This window comes from Pseudomonas sp. BNK-30 (genome assembly GCF_047456185.1).
In the GTDB taxonomy this organism is placed as follows: Bacteria; Pseudomonadota; Gammaproteobacteria; order Pseudomonadales; family Pseudomonadaceae; genus Aquipseudomonas; species Aquipseudomonas putida_E.
Genome location: NZ_CP179904.1, coordinates 5310268 through 5329189 on the forward strand (window position 1 = coordinate 5310268; position 18922 = coordinate 5329189).

At 62.7% G+C, this 18922-nt stretch carries 16 protein-coding genes and 2 pseudogenes; 16 read left to right on the plus strand and 2 right to left on the minus strand.

Annotated elements, in window-relative coordinates; translation table 11 throughout:
* Nucleotides 1-51: 51 nt before the first annotated feature.
* Nucleotides 52-1083 (minus strand): small ribosomal subunit biogenesis GTPase RsgA, encoded by a 1032-nt coding sequence (rsgA, locus tag ACMGGN_RS24640; protein ID WP_046788104.1) that lies wholly within the window; start codon nt 1081-1083, stop codon nt 52-54.
* A gap of 160 nt (nt 1084-1243) precedes the next feature.
* Between rsgA and orn the strand changes: the two genes are divergently transcribed.
* Complete coding sequence (gene orn, locus ACMGGN_RS24645; protein ID WP_046788103.1) at nt 1244-1786, plus strand: oligoribonuclease; 543 nt, start codon at nt 1244-1246, stop codon at nt 1784-1786.
* A 93-nt stretch (nt 1787-1879) separates the two neighbouring features.
* Nucleotides 1880-2491, plus strand: a complete 612-nt coding sequence (locus ACMGGN_RS24650) for a trimeric intracellular cation channel family protein (RefSeq protein ID WP_003249516.1) — start codon at nt 1880-1882, stop codon at nt 2489-2491.
* Between the two features lie 28 nt (nt 2492-2519).
* On the opposite strand, the gene queG is transcribed toward ACMGGN_RS24650, so the two are convergent.
* Nucleotides 2520-3584: a tRNA epoxyqueuosine(34) reductase QueG gene (queG, locus tag ACMGGN_RS24655; RefSeq protein ID WP_115273761.1), complete on the minus strand. Its 1065-nt coding sequence runs from the start codon at nt 3582-3584 to the stop codon at nt 2520-2522.
* A 65-nt stretch (nt 3585-3649) separates the two neighbouring features.
* On the opposite strand from queG, the gene ACMGGN_RS24660 reads away from it, so the two are divergent.
* From ACMGGN_RS24660 to ACMGGN_RS24725, 14 genes and pseudogenes are all read left to right on the plus strand, one after another.
* Complete coding sequence (locus tag ACMGGN_RS24660) at nt 3650-4510, plus strand: NAD(P)H-hydrate dehydratase (RefSeq protein ID WP_046788101.1); 861 nt, start codon at nt 3650-3652, stop codon at nt 4508-4510.
* Nucleotides 4507-4971 carry a tRNA (adenosine(37)-N6)-threonylcarbamoyltransferase complex ATPase subunit type 1 TsaE gene (gene tsaE / locus ACMGGN_RS24665; RefSeq protein ID WP_371316839.1) on the plus strand — a complete coding sequence of 155 codons (465 nt, stop codon included), beginning with the start codon at nt 4507-4509 and terminating at the stop codon, nt 4969-4971. The genes ACMGGN_RS24660 and tsaE overlap by 4 nt, the downstream gene beginning before the upstream one ends.
* A gap of 11 nt (nt 4972-4982) precedes the next feature.
* Complete coding sequence (locus ACMGGN_RS24670; protein WP_046788099.1) at nt 4983-6416, plus strand: N-acetylmuramoyl-L-alanine amidase; 1434 nt, start codon at nt 4983-4985, stop codon at nt 6414-6416.
* Nucleotides 6413-8314, plus strand: coding sequence for a DNA mismatch repair endonuclease MutL (gene mutL / locus ACMGGN_RS24675; RefSeq protein WP_125924567.1), 1902 nt, complete (start codon nt 6413-6415; stop codon nt 8312-8314). The genes ACMGGN_RS24670 and mutL overlap by 4 nt, the downstream gene beginning before the upstream one ends.
* 1 nt (nt 8315) lies before the next feature.
* Nucleotides 8316-9287 (plus strand): tRNA (adenosine(37)-N6)-dimethylallyltransferase MiaA, encoded by a 972-nt coding sequence (gene miaA / locus ACMGGN_RS24680; RefSeq protein ID WP_414156341.1) that lies wholly within the window; start codon nt 8316-8318, stop codon nt 9285-9287.
* 94 nt (nt 9288-9381) lie between these two features.
* Nucleotides 9382-9642 carry an RNA chaperone Hfq gene (hfq, locus tag ACMGGN_RS24685; protein WP_003258160.1) on the plus strand — a complete coding sequence of 87 codons (261 nt, stop codon included), beginning with the start codon at nt 9382-9384 and terminating at the stop codon, nt 9640-9642.
* Nucleotides 9643-9654: 12 nt separating this feature from the next.
* On the plus strand, nt 9655-10956 hold the full coding sequence (hflX, locus tag ACMGGN_RS24690) for a ribosome rescue GTPase HflX (RefSeq protein ID WP_012316478.1): 1302 nt from the start codon (nt 9655-9657) through the stop codon (nt 10954-10956).
* Between the two features lie 96 nt (nt 10957-11052).
* On the plus strand, nt 11053-12234 hold the full coding sequence (gene hflK, locus ACMGGN_RS24695; protein ID WP_046788096.1) for an FtsH protease activity modulator HflK: 1182 nt from the start codon (nt 11053-11055) through the stop codon (nt 12232-12234).
* The gene (gene hflC, locus ACMGGN_RS24700; RefSeq protein ID WP_046788095.1) at nt 12234-13103 is read left to right on the plus strand and encodes a protease modulator HflC; all 870 of its coding nucleotides are present in this window, start codon (nt 12234-12236) and stop codon (nt 13101-13103) included. The genes hflK and hflC overlap by 1 nt, the downstream gene beginning before the upstream one ends.
* A gap of 290 nt (nt 13104-13393) precedes the next feature.
* Nucleotides 13394-14581 carry an ATP phosphoribosyltransferase regulatory subunit gene (locus tag ACMGGN_RS24705; protein WP_012316475.1) on the plus strand — a complete coding sequence of 396 codons (1188 nt, stop codon included), beginning with the start codon at nt 13394-13396 and terminating at the stop codon, nt 14579-14581.
* Between the two features lie 56 nt (nt 14582-14637).
* Entirely contained in the window at nt 14638-15930 is a 1293-nt protein-coding gene (locus tag ACMGGN_RS24710; RefSeq protein ID WP_012316474.1) for an adenylosuccinate synthase, read from the plus strand.
* Between the two features lie 1005 nt (nt 15931-16935).
* Nucleotides 16936-17148: pseudogene (locus ACMGGN_RS24715) on the plus strand (methyl-accepting chemotaxis protein); the annotation flags it as partial.
* Between the two features lie 201 nt (nt 17149-17349).
* Nucleotides 17350-18054: a methyl-accepting chemotaxis protein gene (locus ACMGGN_RS24720; protein ID WP_371316840.1), complete on the plus strand. Its 705-nt coding sequence runs from the start codon at nt 17350-17352 to the stop codon at nt 18052-18054.
* A 374-nt stretch (nt 18055-18428) separates the two neighbouring features.
* Nucleotides 18429-18919: pseudogene (locus tag ACMGGN_RS24725) on the plus strand (Hcp family type VI secretion system effector).
* Nucleotides 18920-18922: the final 3 nt, after the last annotated feature.

Consider the following 18922-nt stretch of genomic DNA (forward strand, 5'->3'; position numbering starts at 1 on the left):
TGACGGCAAAACCGGAATAGCCCTACGCGCCCCGGTAATATTTCCTACGAATCAGTAGCTGTCTTCCGGCAGGCTGGCAATGATCGAGCGGTAGCTGTTCATGCGCTGCTGCTTGATACGGCCGTCTTCCAGTGCCGTGAGCAGCGCGCAGCCTGGCTCGCGATCATGCTTGCAGTCGCGAAAGCGGCAGGTGCCGAACAGGTCGCGGAACTCGATGAAGCCATCTTCCACATCGTCGCGGCTGACATGGCCAAGGCCGAACTCCCGGATGCCTGGCGAGTCGATCAGGTCGCCGCCATTGGGGAAGTGGTAAAGGCGCGCGGTGGTGGTGGTGTGGGTGCCTTGGCCCGACCATTCGGACAGGTCACCGACCCGGGTGTCGGCAGCCGGCAGCAGGCTGTTGACCAGAGAAGACTTGCCCACACCCGACTGGCCGACGAACACGCTGATATGGCCGTCCAGCATTTGCTGCAGGCGCTGCATGCCGTCGCCATGGTGGGCGGAAACCTCCAGCAGCGGGTAGCCGAGGTCGCGGTACACCTCGAGCAAGGCATGCAGGGCCGGGCCGTTCTCGTCGTTGATCAGGTCGGCTTTGTTCAGCAGCAGCAGTGGGCGGATACCCGCGTGCTCGGCAGCGACCAGGTAACGGTCGATCAGGTTCGGGTGCGGTTCGGGCGCTGGCGCGAAGACGATCACGATGAGGTCGACGTTGGCGGCAACCGGCTTGAGCTGACCGTGGTTGTTCGGCCGGCACAGCTCGGTGCTGCGCGGCATCTGCGCGACGATTACGCCAATGCCCTGGTTGCCGGCACGCCAGACCACGCGGTCACCGGTGACCAGCGCCGGCAGGTTTGCGCGCAGGTGGCAGCGGAATACCTGGCCTGCAGACTCGCCGTCCTTGGCCTCCACCTCGACCTGCACGCCAAAGTGAGCGATCACCAGGCCCAGTTGCTCCGGCCCCAGGTCGCCCCCTTCAAGCTCCTGCAGCGCATGCTGCTCGCGTTTGGCAGCGCGAGCGGCGCGTTCGTTCTGGATCTTTTCGATACGCCAGTTTTGGCGGCGATTGAGCTGGCGTTTGGCCATTAGTGTTCCGTGCGAGTTGCGTGAGAGAGCCGTGGTGGGGCATTGAAAACGGCAGGCAGTTTAGCACGACGGGCGGCGGACCATTCTGGTTACCTTTGCGCCGGGAATGCGCGGGGCTATGCCGCTAGGCTAATATGACGGCCTATACGAGGAGCCCTTCATGCAGAACCCACAGAACCTGATCTGGATCGATCTGGAAATGACCGGCCTGGATCCGGACAACGACGTCATCATCGAGATGGCCACCATCGTCACCGACAGCGAGCTGAACACGCTGGCCGAAGGGCCGGTGATCGCCATCCACCACAGTGACGAAGTGCTGGCGCGCATGGACGAGTGGAATACCCGCACCCATGGCGGCTCGGGGCTGACCCAGCGTGTACGCGAAAGCAAGGTCGGCATGGCCGAGGCCGAAGCGCAGACCATCGCCTTCCTGGAACAATGGGTTCCCAAAGGCAAGTCGCCGATCTGTGGCAACAGCATCTGCCAGGACCGCCGCTTTCTCTATCGCCATATGCGCAGCCTGGAAAACTACTTCCACTACCGCAACCTCGATGTCTCCACCGTGAAGGAGCTGGCTGCGCGCTGGGCACCGGACGTGCGGGACAGCTTCAAGAAGGGCAGCACCCACCTGGCGCTGGACGATATCCGCGAGTCGATTGCCGAACTGCGCCACTACCGCACGCACTTCATCAAGGTGTGAGTCGAAAAAGGGCGCATAGAATGTGCGCGCGCCCTCTTTTGGTGCCTTGGGCAACTGGTTAGACTGCGCGCCTTTCCCGCACGGACCCGCGCCATGTTGTTGATGCTCTACCTTATTGCCATCACCGCCGAAGCCATGACCGGCGCCCTGTCTGCCGGGCGGCGTGGCATGGACTGGTTTGGCGTGGTACTGATCGCCTGTGTGACTGCCCTGGGTGGTGGCTCGGTGCGTGATGTGCTGCTCGGGCACTACCCACTGACTTGGGTGAAGCATCCGGAATACCTGGTGCTGACCAGCTTTGCCGCGCTGCTGACGATTTTCATCGCACCGATGATGCGCCGCCTGCGGTCACTGTTCCTGGTGCTGGATGCCTTGGGGCTGGTGGCCTTTACCCTGATTGGCTGCATGACTGCGCTGGAGATGGGGCAGGGCATGCTGGTGGCGTCGATCAGCGGGGTCATTACAGGGGTGTTCGGTGGGATCCTTCGGGATATTTTCTGTAACGACATCCCACTGGTGTTCCGGCGTGAACTGTATGCCAGCGTGTCTTTTGCCGCGGCGTGGTTTTACCTGGGCTGTGTGTATTTCAAGGTGCCGGCAGAGCAGGCCATGCTGCTGACCTTGTTTGGTGGGTTCCTGGTTCGGCTATTGGCGATCCGCTTCCATTGGGAAATGCCGAAGTTTCACTACAACGACCAGCAGTGAAACCTCAGGGGCTGCTTGGCGGCCCCGGCTATGTAATGCCATGCCGCGCCAGCGCCCACTCCACATGCTCACGCACCAGCTCCGACGGGTCTTCCCGGCGCGCCTTCAAGGCTTCCAGCACCGGAATCGTCGACGGCGCATTGCCCAGGCCCACCGCCAGGTTGCGTAGCCAGCGCTCATACCCGGCGCGCCGCAAAGGCCCGCCCTCGGTCTTGCGTAGAAAAGTCTTTTCATCCCACAGGAACATCTCGGCCAGCTCGGCATTCTCCAGGCCATGCCTGGGCTTGAAGTCGTTTTCCTGGGTTGGACGTGCAAAACGATTCCACGGGCAGACGATCTGGCAGTCATCGCAACCGAACACCCGATTGCCCATCATCGAGCGCAATTCCACGGGGATGGCGCCCTTCAACTCGATGGTCAGGTAAGAAATGCAGCGCCTGGCATCCAGCACATAGGGCCCGACAAAGGCCTTGGTCGGGCAGATGTCCAGGCACGCCTGGCAGCGTCCGCAATGCTCGCTGGCATGCGCCTCGTCTACCGGCAGTGGCAGATCGACGAACAGTTCGGCCAGGAAGAAATAGCTGCCGGCCTTGCGATTGAGCAGCAGCGTGTTCTTGCCGATCCAGCCTAGCCCCGCCTGTTCGGCAATGGCCTTTTCCAGCACCGGGGCACTGTCGACGAACGCCCGGTAACCGAACGGACCGATGTCTTCCTGGATGCGATCGGCCAGGTGCTGCACGCGTTTGCGCACCAGCTTGTGGTAATCGCGGCCAAGGGCATAGCGCGATACGTAGGCTTTTTCCGCCTGGGCCAGGCGTTGAGCCATCTGTGTATCGCCGGGCAAGTAGTCCATACGCAGCGAAACCACCCTCACGGTGCCAGGGATCAACTGGTCGGGGTGGGCGCGTTTGCCATCGTGGGCGGCCAGGTATTCCATTTCGCCCTGGTAGCCGGCGTCGAGCCAGCGCTGCAGGTGCTGTTCGTGCTCGCCAAGGTCCACACCGGCGATGCCGACGTGGGCAAAACCGAGTTCTCGGCCCCAATTTTTGATCGATTGGGCCAGGGCGGCGAGGTCAAGTGTGCAAGCGGACATGGATGGGCAAGGCAATACGGGCTCAGGTGCGTATAATTCTGCCAGACATTGGAGCCTTTGACCCCATGCCGCAGACCAAACACCCAAGCCATGCCCCGCTCCTGCTAAGCAGCGTGACCGTCACGCGCCTGCCCGCCAGGCATCCGCACGCCCATAAAGGTGACTTCGGCCACGTGCTGGTGGTGGGTGGCGACCTCGGTACCGGTGGCGCAGTGCTGCTGAGCGCCGAAGCCGCGCTACGCTGCGGCGCCGGGCTGGTCAGCGTGGCGACTCGCCCCGATCACGTGGCCGCAAGCCTTGCCCGCTTGCCCGAAACCATGTGCCTGGGGGTCGATTCGGCCAACCAGCTGATGGGGGTATTGGAGCGCGCTTCGGTGCTGGTGGTCGGCCCGGGCCTGGGCCAGGCCGCCTGGGGGCGCAGCCTGCTGTCGGCTGTTGCCAATGCCGAGCGGCCGCAAGTGTGGGATGCCGATGCACTCAACCTGCTGGCGCGCACGCCCCTGGCATTACCCAGTGGCAGTATCCTCACTCCGCACCCGGGGGAGGCCGCGCGGCTGCTGGGCATTTCCACCGAGGCGGTACAGGCCGACCGGCCGGGCGCTGCTCGCAAGCTGGCGCGCCGCTATGCCAGTGTCTGCGTGCTCAAGGGCGCCGGTACGTTGGTGGCGGACCCGTCGGGGCAGTTGGCGCTGTGCCAGCGCGGGCATCCGGCAATGGCAGGGGCAGGCTTGGGTGACGTGCTCACCGGTGTACTGGCGGCGTTATTGGCTCAAGGGCTGGACGCCTGGCAGGCCGCGAGTCTTGGAGTGTGGTTGCACGCGTGTGCCGGCGAGCGGTTGGGTGTGAAAGGTAGAGGCCTGGCGGCCAGTGATCTGGCGCCGGTCATTCGTGAGTTGTTGGAGGAGCATTCTGCGTGTCTGGCATAACCCTGTTTCTGGCCGATGAAGAGGCTACGGTCAAATTCGGTGCATCACTGGCCGAGGTGACCGGCGGTCGCGGCATCATCTTTCTCGAGGGCGACCTGGGCGCGGGCAAGACTACGCTGTCCCGTGGCCTTATTCGCGGCTTGGGCCATACTGGTGCAGTGAAAAGCCCGACCTTCACCGTGGTTGAACCCTACGAGATCGGTGAGGTGCGCGCCTACCATTTCGACCTGTATCGCCTGGTCGATCCGGAGGAACTGGAGTTCATGGGCATTCGCGACTATTTCGAGGGAGATCCGCTGTGTCTGTTCGAGTGGCCAGAAAAGGGTGCGGGCGTTTTGCCAAAGCCTGACCTGACCATTACCATAAGCCCCCAAGCGGGCGGACGCTCGCTGATCCTTGCGCCGCAGGGGGCTCGCGGCGAGGCCTGGTGCATTGCGCTGGCCAAACACTATAAACAGTAAGTGGGGTAGGTATGCGCATACGCGCACTGGTCGCTGTCGTTGGTCTGCTGCTGACAGCGGTGACTGTTGACGCTCTGGCCGTCACTCAAGTCAAGAGCATGCGCCTGTGGCGCGCGCCGGACAACACGCGGCTGGTCTTCGACCTGTCTGGCCCCGTGCAGCATAGCGTCTTCACCCTCAGCGCACCGGATCGCCTGGTAATCGATATCAACGGGGCGACCCTGGCCGCGCCACTGAACGTGTCCACCTCGAATACACCCATCAGCAACGTGCGCTCGGCGCAGCGTACGGCGACTGACCTGCGGGTGGTGGTCGACCTGAAAAAGTCGGTCACGCCCAAGAGTTTCACCCTGGCGCCCAATGCTCAATACGGCAACCGCCTGGTGGTCGACCTCTATGACCAGGAAGCCGATGCCATCGCCGCCACGGCGCCTGCTGCACCGCCAACGCCTGTGCGAACCCCGGCGACCACGCCGGCGGTGCCGGTAAGCCCGGCCCAGCCGGCGATCAAGCTGCCGCCTGTGCCCAGCGGCAAGCGCGACATCGTGGTCGCCATCGACGCCGGTCATGGCGGTGAGGACCCGGGTGCTTCGGGATCGCGTGGCCAGCATGAGAAAGACATCGTGCTGCAGATCGCCAAGGAACTGCAGCGCCAGATCAATACCGAGAAGGGCTACCGTGCCGAACTGACTCGCACCGGTGACTACTTCATTCCGCTGCGCAAACGTACCGAGATCGCCCGTAAGAAAGGCGCCGACCTGTTCATCTCGATCCACGCCGACGCTGCACCGTCGCGGGCCGCTTTTGGCGCCTCGGTGTTCGCCCTGTCGGACCGTGGCGCCACGTCCGAGACCGCCCGCTGGCTCGCCGATGCGGAAAACCGCTCCGACCTGATCGGTGGCGCTGGTAACGTCAGCCTCGACGACAAAGACCGCATGCTTGCAGGCGTGCTGCTCGACCTGTCGATGACCGCGACGCTCAGTTCCAGCCTCAACGTCGGGCAAAAAGTGCTGGGCAACATGGGGCGCATCACCTCGCTGCACAAGCAGCGTGTCGAGCAAGCAGGTTTCATGGTGCTGAAGTCGCCGGACATTCCGTCGATCCTGGTCGAAACCGGGTTCATCTCCAACAACAACGAAGCCGCCAAGCTGGCCACGCGCAGCCATCAGCAGGCACTGGCCCGCTCGATCCATACCGGTGTGCGCCAGTACTTCCAGCAGAACCCGCCGCCTGGTACCTACATCGCCTGGATGCGCGACAGCGGCAAGATCGCGCAGGGGCCACGTGAGCACACGGTACGTCCGGGCGAGACCCTGGCGATGCTTGCCGTGCGCTACCAGGTCAGCGTGGCTAGCCTGCGCAACACCAACAGCCTCAAGAGCGATGAGCTGAAGGTCGGCCAGCACCTCAATATTCCCTCTACGACCCTGGCCTCGCAGCAATGAGTGGGGGTTCGCGCATCCAGCTGCTCAGCCCGCGGCTGGCCAACCAGATTGCCGCCGGTGAGGTGGTCGAACGCCCGGCTTCGGTGGCCAAGGAGTTGCTGGAGAACAGTCTGGATTCCGGTGCCCGACGCATCGATGTCGAAGTGGAGCAGGGCGGCGTCAAGTTGTTGCGGGTACGTGACGACGGCAGCGGTATTTCCGCTGACGACCTGCCATTGGCTCTGGCCCGGCACGCCACCAGCAAGATCCGTGAGCTGGAAGACCTCGAAGGTGTGCTGAGCCTGGGCTTTCGTGGCGAGGCCCTGGCCTCCATCAGCTCGGTGGCGCGCCTGACCCTGACGTCGCGCACCGCCAGTGCAAGCGAAGCCTGGCAGGTCGAGACCGAAGGTCGCGACATGACTCCGCGTGTGCAGCCTGCCGCACACCCTGTCGGCACCTCGGTGGAAGTGCGTGACCTGTTCTTCAATACCCCGGCCCGTCGCAAGTTTCTCAAGGCCGAGAAGACCGAATTCGATCACCTGCAGGAAGTCATCCGGCGCCTGGCCCTGGCCCGCTTCGATGTGGCCTTCCACCTGCGGCACAACGGCAAGAGCATCCTCAGCCTGCACGAGGCTCATGACGAAACGGCCCGTGCGCGGCGGGTCGGCGCCATTTGTGGCGGAGGGTTCATGGAGCAGGCGCTGCCGATCGATGTCGAGCGTAACGGCCTGCGTCTGTGGGGCTGGGTCGGCCTGCCGACTTTCTCGCGTAGCCAAGCAGACCTTCAGTACTTCTTCGTCAACGGCCGTGCGGTGCGCGACAAGCTGGTAGCCCATGCGGTGCGCCAGGCTTACCGTGATGTGCTGTTCAATGGCCGTCACCCGACGTTCGTGCTGTTCCTTGAGCTTGAGCCCAACGGCGTCGACGTCAACGTGCACCCGACCAAGCACGAAGTGCGTTTCCGTGAGGGGCGTTCGGTTCACGATTTTCTCTACGGCACGCTGCACCGTGCCTTGGCCGACGTGCGCCCGGAAGACCATCTGGCGTCGGCGCCTGCCGCCGCTGCCGAGGTCGTCCGCCCGACGGGGCAACAGGCGGGCGAATTCGGCCCGCAAGGCGAGATGCGCCTGGCCTCGCCGGTGCTCGAACAGCCCCAGGTGCCCCAGCATTCGATTTCCAACGGCGGCAGTGGCGCAGGTTACCAGTACCAGTACACCCCCCGGCCATCACAGCCGTTGCCCGCTGCCGAGGCCCAGGCGGTCTACCGCGAGTTCTACAAGCCGCTGAACGATGACGCTGCCGGGCCTGCGACGTTGCCGCAGAGCCAGGGCGACATCCCGCCCTTGGGGTACGCTCTGGCCCAGCTCAAAGGCATCTACATTCTCGCCGAGAATGCTGCCGGCCTGGTGCTGGTCGACATGCATGCAGCCCACGAGCGGATCATGTATGAACGGCTCAAGGTGGCGATGGCCAGCGAGGGCCTGAGTGGCCAGCCGCTGCTGGTGCCCGAGTCACTGGCGCTGAGCCAGCGCGAGGCCGATTGCGCCGAGGAGCATGCCCAGTGGTTCCAGCGCCTGGGCTTTGAGTTGCAGCGCCTGGGCCCCGAGACGCTGGCGATCCGCCAGATTCCTGCCCTGCTCAAGCAGGCCGAGGCCAACCGCCTGGTCCAGGACGTGCTTGCCGACCTTATGGAGTACGGCACCAGCGATCGCATTCAGGCGCACCTCAACGAACTGCTCGGTACCATGGCCTGTCACGGCGCCGTGCGTGCCAACCGGCGCCTGGCGATTCCTGAAATGAACGCCCTGTTGCGCGACATGGAAAACACCGAGCGTAGCGGCCAGTGCAACCATGGCCGACCGACCTGGACCCAGATGGGCCTGGACGACCTGGACAAACTTTTCCTGCGCGGTCGATGACATGAGCGGCAAGCCCCCAGCAATATTCCTCATGGGCCCGACGGCGGCCGGCAAGACCGACCTTGCCATCGAGCTGACCAAGGTCCTGCCCTGCGAGCTGATCAGCGTCGACTCGGCCCTCGTCTACCGCGGCATGGACATCGGCAGCGCCAAACCCTCCAAGGAGGTATTGGCTGCCCATCCACATCGTCTTATCGATATTCGCGACCCTGCCGAGAGCTACTCGGCTGCGCAGTTTCGCACCGATGCCCTTCAGGCCATGGCCGAAATCACCGCGCGCGGCAAAGTCCCGCTGCTGGTCGGTGGCACCATGCTCTACTACAAGGCATTGATCGATGGCCTGGCGGACATGCCGCCGGCCGACGCTGCGGTGCGTGCCGCGCTCGAGGCCCAGGCGCAGGCGCTGGGCTTGACCGAGTTGCACCGCCAGCTTGCCGAAGTGGACCCGGAGTCGGCCGCACGCATCCACCCCAACGACCCGCAGCGCCTGATCCGTGCGTTGGAGGTCTATCAGGTGAGTGGCGAGAGCATGACAGCCCATCGCCAGCGTCAATTCGCGGAAAGTAGCGGCGCAGACGCAGGCGCTGGCGGGCATTTGCCCTATACTGTCGCGAGTTTGGCGATTGCTCCTACAGATCGTCACATTCTGCATCAGCGAATTGCGTTACGATTTTCGCAGATGCTGGAACAGGGCTTCGTCGACGAGGTCCGATCGCTGCGAGCCAGAAGTGACTTGCACGCCGGGCTGCCGTCTATACGGGCAGTGGGATATCGGCAGGTCTGGGACTACCTCGACGGCAAGCTGACTGAGAATGAGATGCGCGAACGCGGTATCATTGCTACTCGCCAGCTGGCCAAGCGTCAGTTCACCTGGTTGCGCGGTTGGTCCGACGTGCACTGGCTCGACAGCCTGGCCTGCGACAATCTGTCCCGCACCTTGAAATACCTTGGGGCCATCTCCATATTGAGCTGAGTCCCTGCTGATTGCCGTCTATTCTTCCGAAGGGGCGGCCTAACTTATCGATTTTTTTGATTTTCTACTATTTATCCTTACAGGAGTGCGGCATATGTCAAAAGGGCATTCGCTACAAGACCCTTACTTGAACACCTTGAGAAAAGAAAAGGTCCCGGTTTCGATCTATCTGGTCAACGGGATCAAGCTGCAGGGCTCGATCGAATCGTTCGACCAGTTCGTGGTGCTGCTGAAGAACACCGTCAGCCAGATGGTCTACAAACACGCGATTTCGACCGTGGTTCCAGCCCGTCCGGTTCGCCTGCCAAGCCCGTCCGATTCCGAACACGGCGACAGCGAACCAGGCAACGCCTGATAGGAGCCTGCATTGTTCTTTGAGCGCCACGGTGGTGGTGAGCGGGCGCTGCTCGTTCACTTGGAAGGTCAGAACCCTGAGGCGCGCGAAGACCCGCAGGAGTTTCAGGAACTGGCATTGTCGGCCGGAGCCGACATCGTCTCGCTGGTCACAGTGGCAAGGCATCAGCCTACCGCCAAATACCTGATTGGCAGCGGCAAGGTCGAGGAATTGCGCGACCTGGTCAAAGCCGAACAGGTTGACCTGGTGATTTTCAATCACACCCTCACGCCCAGTCAGGAGCGCAACCTCGAACGAGTCTTCGAGTGTCGCGTGCTTGACCGTACCGGGCTGATTCTCGACATCTTCGCCCAACGGGCGCGTACCCATGAAGGCAAGCTGCAGGTCGAACTGGCCCAGCTCGAGCACATGAGCACGCGGCTGGTGCGCGGCTGGACCCACCTCGAGCGTCAGAAGGGTGGTATCGGTATGCGCGGCCCGGGTGAAACCCAGCTGGAAACCGACCGGCGCCTGTTGCGGGTGCGCCTGCGGCAGATCAAGTCGCGCCTGGAAAAGGTTCGCAGCCAGCGTGAGCAGGCTCGCCGAGGTCGTCGCCGCGCGGATATCCCGTCGGTATCGCTGGTGGGTTACACCAACGCTGGCAAGTCCACGTTGTTCAACGCGCTGACCGAATCCGACGTGTACGCCGCCGACCAATTGTTCGCCACCCTCGACCCGACCCTGCGCCGGCTCCAGCTCGACGACCTTGGGCCTATCGTGCTGGCTGACACCGTGGGCTTCATTCGCCACCTTCCGCACAAGCTGGTCGAGGCATTTCGGGCTACGCTCGAAGAGTCGAGCAACTCCGACCTGCTGCTGCATGTGATCGACGCCCATGAGCCTGAGCGCATGGAGCAGATCGAGCAGGTGCTGGCAGTATTGGGCGAGATCGGTGCCGAAGGCTTGCCGATCCTCGAGGTCTATAACAAACTCGACCTGCTTGAAGATGTCGAGCCGCAGATCCAGCGCAATGCCGATGGCAAGCCGGAGCGGGTCTGGGTATCGGCTCGAGATGGCCGTGGCTTGGAGTTGGTTGGTCAGGCCATTGCCGAGTTGCTGGGGGATGATCTTTTTGTCGGTACCCTGTGCCTGGAGCAGCGTTTTGCCCGCTTGCGCGCGCAATTCTTTGACTTGGGTGCGGTGCAGAGTGAAGAGCATGACGAAGAAGGGCGCAGCCTGCTGAGTGTGCGATTGCCCAGGGTCGAGTTGAATCGCCTGGTCAGCCGCGAAGGCATGGAGCCGCAAGTGTTTGTCGAGCAACACACTTTGCAATAAATGCCCGCCGAGGTCGTCGGGCAGCAGTGGCAGGCATTCTGTAGCATTGGACGGCGCGCCGTGGGCGCGTCTTTGCTTTATCAGATGGAGAGCGCTATGGCTTGGAACGAGCCGGGTGGCAACTCGAACAATCAGGATCCCTGGGGCGGCCGCCGCGGTGGTGGTGGCGGTGGTGGCGATAAAAAAGGCCCGCCGGATCTGGACGAGGCCTTCCGCAAACTGCAGGACAGCCTTAACGGCATGTTCGGCAGCGGCAAGAAACGTGGCGGCGGTGACCGCAATGTCGGCAAGGGCGGTGGCTACGGCCTGCTGGGCATCGGCCTGGCGGTACTGGCTGCCATCTGGCTGTACAGCGCCGTGTACGTGGTCGACGAGCAGGAGCAGGCCGTTGTGCTGCGCTTCGGCAAGTACTATGAAACGGTCGGTCCCGGCCTGAACATCTACTTCCCGCCGATCGATCGCAAGTACATGGAAAACGTCACGCGCGAGCGTGCCTATACCAAGCAGGGCCAGATGCTCACCGAAGACGAGAACATCGTCGAGGTGCCACTGACCGTCCAGTACAAGATCACCAACCTGCAGGACTTCGTGCTCAACGTCGACCAGCCCGAGGTCAGCCTGCAGCATGCCACCGAAAGCGCCCTGCGCCACGTGGTGGGTTCCACCTCGATGGACCAGGTGTTGACCGAGGGTCGTGAACAGATGGCCGTGGATATCCGCGAACGCCTGCAGCGCTTCCTCGACAACTACCGTACCGGTATCACGGTTACCCAGGTCAACGTACAGAGCGCGGCAGCCCCGCGTGAAGTGCAGGAAGCCTTCGACGACGTGATCCGTGCCCGCGAAGACGAGCAGCGTGCCCGTAACCAGGCCGAATCCTACGCCAATGGCGTGGTGCCGGAAGCCCGTGGTCAGGCCCAGCGCATCATCGAGGACGCCAACGGTTACCGCGACGAAGTCATCGCCCGCGCCAAGGGTGAGGCGGACCGCTTCACCAAGCTGCTCGCCGAGTACCGTAAGGCACCGGACGTGACCCGTCAGCGTCTGTATCTGGAGACCATGCAAAAGGTTTACAGCAATACCAGCAAGGTCATGGTGGCAACCAAGGACGGGCAGAACAACCTGCTCTACCTGCCGCTGGACAAGATGGTCGAAGGCGGCCGCAACACGTCCGCGCCGGCTGCCAGTGTGTCGCCGTCGGCCAATGATGCTGCCGCACGTGCGGCGCAGGACCTGCAACAGCAACAGCAGCAGATGCGCACTAGGGAGAGCCGCTGATGAGCAATAAATCGCTGATCGCCCTGATCGCAGCTGTGGTGCTGGCCGTCGTGGCCTGGAACAGCTTCTACATCGTGGCCCAGACCGAACGTGCGGTACTGCTGCAATTCGGCCGTGTGGTCCAGGCGGATGTCCAGCCTGGCCTGCATGTGAAGATTCCTTATGTGAACCAGGTGCGCAGGTTCGACGCCCGCCTGATGACCCTCGACGCCCCGACCCAGCGGTTCCTGACCCTGGAGAAAAAAGCGGTGATGGTCGACGCCTACGCCAAGTGGCGCGTTCAGGATGCCGAGCGTTTCTATACCGCGACTTCCGGCCTCAAGCAGATCGCCGATGAACGTCTGTCTCGTCGCCTGGAAAGCGGCCTGCGTGACCAGTTCGGTAAGCGTACCCTGCACGAAGTGGTTTCCGGTGAACGTGACGCGCTGATGGCTGACATCACGGCATCACTGAATCGCATGGCCAGTAAGGAGCTGGGTATCGAGGTGGTGGATGTGCGCGTCAAGGCCATCGACCTGCCGAAGGAAGTCAACCGCAGTGTGTTCGACCGTATGAGCACCGAGCGTGAGCGCGAAGCCCGCGAGCATCGTGCCAAGGGTAACGAGCTGGCAGAGGGTATCCGTGCGGATGCCGACCGTCAGCGCCGCGTACTGCTGGCCGAAGCCTATCGTGAAGCGGAAGAAACCCGCGGTGATGGTGATGCCCAGTCGGCCGCCATCTATGCCAAGGCTTACACCCAGGACGCTGAGTTCTATGCGTTCTACCGTAGCCTTCAGGCATACCGCGAGAGCTTCTCCAGCAAGAGCGATGTCCTGGTCCTGGATCCGAAGAACGAGTTCTTCCGCTTCCTGGACAAGAGCAGGCCCTGATGCTCTGATCGGGAAATGCCCCGCCTGGCAGCTAAAACACCAGGCGGGGTGCATCCTGATTAAAAAGGGGTGTATGATGAGGCAGCCGGGAAATTTCCCGGCTTTTTTGCGTCTGCAAGGTTGATTGGCAAAGCGCCAGTTGACGGTTTGGTCAGTTCGCAAGGCAATTCGAGGGTATTGGGTACGGTGGCGGCGCTGGGATCAGTGCTGCCTGCTGCTGTGCGCCAATGCCTGCTTCACTGACGGCTCGCCTGCAGGCAAGCCGCCCGGACCAGAGGGGAAATGGCGTAATGGCAACGGTAGACCGCTGGCTACTGCCAGATGGCATCGAGGAAGTACTGCCACCTGAGGCTGCGCGTATCGAGATCGCGCGTCGTCAGGTGTTGGACCTGTTCCAGAGTTGGGGCTACGAACTGGTCGTCACCCCGCATATCGAGTACCTGGAGTCGCTGCTAACCGGCGCCGGCCAGGACCTGGATCAGCGTACCTTCAAGGTGGTGGACCCGCAGTCCGGTCGCCTGATGGGCTTCCGTGCCGACTTTACCCCGCAGGTGGCGCGCATCGACGCCCACACCTTGCGCCGCGAAGGCCCGAGCCGTCTGTGCTATGCCGGCAGTGTGCTGCACGCCCAGCCGCGTGCGCTGTCCACCTCGCGCAGTCCGATCCAGCTCGGTGCCGAGCTGTACGGCGATGCCAGCCCTACCAGTGATGTCGAAGTCATCAGCCTGATGCTCGCCACGCTGCAGCTGACCGACGTCGCGGATGTGCACATGGACCTCGGTCATGTCGGTATCTACCGTGGCCTGGCGCGCGCCGCCGGTTTGTCCGGCGCAGTCGAACAGCAGCTGTTCGATGCCCTGCAGCGCAAGTCGGTCGATGAAGTGCAGGCACTGACTGCCGACTTGCCGAAGGACCTGGGCAACATGCTGCGCGCTCTGGTCGAGCTGTGCGGTGGCCGCGAAGTGCTGGCCGAAGCGCGTGTGCGCCTGGGTCGTGCCCCGGCCAGCGTGCTGGCGGCGCTTGACGACCTGTTGGCGATCGCTGATCGCCTGGCGTCGCGCTATCCGGAGCTGCCGCTGTACTTCGACCTTGGCGAGTTGCGTGGTTACAACTACCACACAGGTGTGGTGTTCGCCGTGTTCGTGCCTGGTGAAGGCCAATCGATCGCCCAGGGCGGGCGCTACGACGACATCGGCGCAGATTTCGGTCGGGCACGCCCGGCCACCGGTTTCTCCACGGATTTGAAGACCCTGGTCACACTGGGGCGAGCGGAGGTCGTATTGCCAGCTGGCGGCATCTGGATGCCCGACAGCGGTGACGCGGCCCTCTGGCAGCAGGTCTGCCAGTTGCGCAACGAGGGCCAGCGTGTGGTCCAGGCTCTGCCTGGCCAGCCGTTGAGTGCTGCTCTCGAGGCGGATTGTGATCGGCAATTGATTCAGCAAGACGGGCGCTGGCAGGTTCTGCCGCTGACCCATTGAGTTTCTGCGTCGGCAGTAGGCCGGCAACCAAGTTTGCGTGAATGAGGACCAATGTAATGGGTAAGAATGTCGTCGTCCTGGGCACCCAGTGGGGTGATGAGGGCAAAGGCAAGATCGTCGATCTGCTGACCGAACATGCTGCCGCCGTAGTGCGCTACCAGGGTGGCCACAACGCGGGCCACACGCTGGTGATCAACGGTGAAAAAACCGTTTTGCACCTGATCCCGTCCGGCATCCTGCGCGAAGGCGTGCAGTGCCTGATCGGCAACGGCGTGGTCGTTGCGCCCGATGCCCTGATGCGTGAAATCACCAAGCTGGAAGAGAAGGGCGTACCAGTGCGCGAGCGCCTGCGCATCAGCCCGGCTGCTCCGCTGATCCTGTCGTACCACGTGGCCCTGGACCAGGCCCGCGAGAAAGCCCGTGGCGAAGCCAAGATCGGCACCACCGGCCGTGGTATCGGCCCAGCCTACGAAGACAAGGTTGCCCGTCGCGGCCTGCGCGTTGGCGACCTGTTCCACCGTGAGCGTTTCGCCGCCAAGCTGGGTGAGCTGCTGGATTATCACAACTTCCAGCTGGTGAACTACTACAAAGAGCCGGCCATCGACTTCCAGCAGACCCTGGACGAGTGCATGGCTTACGCCGAGCAGCTCAAGCCGATGATGCTCGATGTCACCGCCGAACTGCACAACCTGCGTCGCGCTGGCAAGGACATCATGTTCGAAGGTGCCCAGGGCTCGCTGCTGGACATCGACCACGGTACCTACCCGTACGTCACCAGCTCCAACACCACTGCTGGCGGTATCTCCACCGGTTCTGGCGTTGGCCCGATGTACCTGGACTACATCCTCGGCATCACCAAGGCCTACACCACTCGCGTCGGTTCCGGTCCGTTCCCGACCGAACTGTTCGACGAGACGGGCGCCACCCTGGCCAAGCGTGGCCACGAGTTCGGTTCGACCACCGGCCGTGCCCGTCGTTGCGGTTGGTTCGATGCCGTCATTCTGCGTCGCGCCATCGACGTGAACAGCATCTCGGGCATCTGCCTGACCAAGCTGGACGTACTGGACGGCCTGGAAACCATCAACATCTGTGTCGGCTACAAGAACGAGAACGGCGCGGTCATCGACGCACCGTCCGACGCTGACAGCTACATCGGCCTGGAGCCGGTGTATGAAGAGATGCCAGGCTGGAGCGAGTCGACCCTGGGTGCCAAGACCCTGGAAGAGCTGCCAGCGGCTGCCCGCGCTTACATCAAGCGCATCGAGGAGCTGACCGGCGCACCGATCGATATCATCTCCACCGGCCCGGACCGCAACGAGACCATCGTGCTGCGTCATCCGTTCGCCTGATCTGCCACCTGGCTGATCTGACGCCGCGCTCTTGAAAGGGAGCGCGGCGTTTTTGCATCTGCTCGGTGCTGACAATGGCACTGCTTAACCTTGGCGTTTATCCCTGCTGTGTTCGGCACAACCCTTGCTGTAAGAAGTTTCTGTAGATGCCATCAAAATAGTGGCGCCAGAAAGCACGAGGGTTTCACCGTGTCTGCCATCCTCTCACTGTTACGAAGCCGCCTCTTGCGGCCTGTGTTTGTTGCCCTTGGTATCGCTCTTTTGGTGCAGGTAGTGGTTGCCGTTGCGCTGACCCGAAGCACTGTCACCGCCCTTGAAGCCGACCTGGGCGAGCGCCTGGGCAGCGATAGCCGTAAGCTCGCCAGCGAACTTGAACAAGCTGGGCAGGACGTACGCGCCGGTCTGGACAGCCTCTCCAGCAGTACACGACAGCGCCTTAGCGCCGGGCTGTCCGAGCGCCTGCAAAGCGAGCAGCAGCAACTGCGCACCACGCTGGAAAAGAACCTCAAGGACTCGGCCAACGACATGGCCCAACTGCTGGCATCGGTCGCGCCGCGGGCTATCTGGGACAACGATGTGCCAGTGCTGTCCGATTTCGCACGTCGGGCCCAGCGCAACCCCAACGTACTGTTCGTGATCTATGACGACGCCCAGGGTCAGCACCTGACCCGCTACCTGAACCGGCAGAACCCGATCAACCAGGCCTTGATGGAAAAGGGCCAGGGTGAACGGGCATTGGACAAGGTACTGGATGCCGCTCGCCGCGACCCTTCGGTGTACTTCGTCGAGGCCTCGATCAGCCCCAACGGCGCGGAAATCGGCAAGGTGCTGATGGGGGTATCGACTGCCGGTGTCGATCAGGAACTCAAAGCCCTGGACCAGCGCTTCGCTGCCTTGATCACCAGCGGTGAACAACTGGTGGGCGACAGCCTCGGTGCTGCCGCAGCTGACAGTGGCAAGGCCTTGCGCGAGCGCCTGGAAACCGCACAGGGCAGTGCTACAGCGATGCAGGCCAATACCGCACAAACCGTGCGCGACGCTGCGGCAGAGCTGCGTTGGCGCATCGGGCTGGGCCTTGTGGTGGTGGGGGTTGGCGTGTTGCTGGTAGTGGCCCTGGTGCTAGGTCGCCGCGTGCTCAGCAAGCTGCGCCTGCTGATTACTGCGCTCAACGATTTGGCTGCAGGCGAAGGTGACCTGACCAAGCGCGTCAACCTCGACAGTCGCGACGAGATAGGCGACATGGCCTCGGCGGTCAATCGCTTCGTCGACAAGTTGCAGCCCATTGTCCGCGAGGCGGGCGAGGTGGCACAGCGTACAGGGATCGAGATCGGCAGCATGACGCAGCGCAACGCAGGCGCCGATGCTGCCGCAGCGCTGCAACGCGACGAAGTGGCCGCCAGCTTGCGCGATCTGTCGAGCATGGCTGATGAGGCTCAGGCTGAAAGCCAGGCCATGCAGGCGGCGCTGCAGCAGGTGGTTGATATCCGCCAGGCGACCGATGAGAACAGCCGCGCTTCGACGCAACTTGCCGGCATGATCGAGAACCTGGCAGGTCAGGTCGAAACCGGCTCGCAGGTAATCGAGCGGCTGGCCAAGCAGAGCGAGCAGATCGAAGTGGTGCTGACCGTGATCCACGGTATCGCCGAGCAGACCAACCTGCTGGCGCTCAACGCAGCCATTGAAGCCGCAAGAGCCGGTGAGACCGGGCGCGGGTTTGCGGTGGTGGCCGATGAGGTGAGGGCATTGGCGAGCAAGACGCAAAGCTCTACCGGCGACATCCAGGCGCATATCGCGGCGCTGCAGAAGGGCGCCAAGGAGGCCGTGACAACCATCGGCCAGGCCGGCCTCAAGGCCAGCGAAGGCCTGCGAGTGCTGCGCGACAACGAGCGCCGGCAGCAGTCGGTGCAGGCGGCGGTGGAGCAGGTGCATGCGGCGATCGGCCTGGCGACTCGGGCGGCAGAACAGCAGGCACATGGCGCCCAGGCGGTGCGTGGACGGGTTGAGAATATTCATGCCCAGGCAGAGCGTTCGGCAGAAGTGGTGATGCAGACCACAGCAAGCAGCAAGGTGCTGGATGACTTGGCGGCGCAGCTGCGGGCGAGCCTGGGGCAGTTCAGGGCTTGAGTCGAGGTGGGCTCGGGTTGTTCGCCTTTGGTTTTTTTGTGCGCCTTTGGGACCGAGCGCCGCCCGCGCGGCGCTAGGTTTCATAAACGCTGGAGATGTCGAGGCGAGCACCTGCGCCCCCTGATACGTTCCTCTCATCAACCACTGAACATCGTTCAGCCCGATCAAGCGCCTTTATCGTCAAATTTGTAGGCTATTTCCTAATTTGACCTCCAACGTCTGCGTTCTATTGCGTCTGCAGTTAGGTACGGCTAGTGTCAACTGGGCCTCAAGCCTGGCGGCATGCCCTGCTTCGCCTCTTGAGGAACAACGTCAGATCGACGCTGTCCGAGCACCGTCGTTTTCAGACCAATCGTTACCAGGGAGAGGTACACATGGCTTTCGACGCCTATATCCACATCGCGGAAATCACTGGCGAAGCGCTGGACCAGCAATACGCCAACTGGATCGAAATCGTCGGCTACAAATTCGGTGCCAGCCAAAGCACGTCTGCCACCGCAAGTTCTGCGGGTGGCGCATCTTCAGGGCGCACCACCCTCACCAATTTCACCTTCACCAAATACCTCTGGACAGTGCCAGCTGCAAGCTTCTTGAAGCCAGTTGTGCGGGCCAGCACCTGAAGGAAGTGAAGCTGGTGGTGTGTCGCGCCGGTACCGACAAGCTCAAGTACTACGAAGTCGTGCTCGAAGAAGTGATCATCGCTGACTACGCCCAGAGCGCCAGTTCCGGTGTGCCGATGGAGGTCGTACAGCTCAACTACGGGCGGATCAAAACCACCTACACGCGGCAGAAGCGCCTCGACGGCAGTGCCGGTGGAAACGTGACGGGTGGATGGGACCGTATCAACAACAAAAAGTATGCGTGAGGG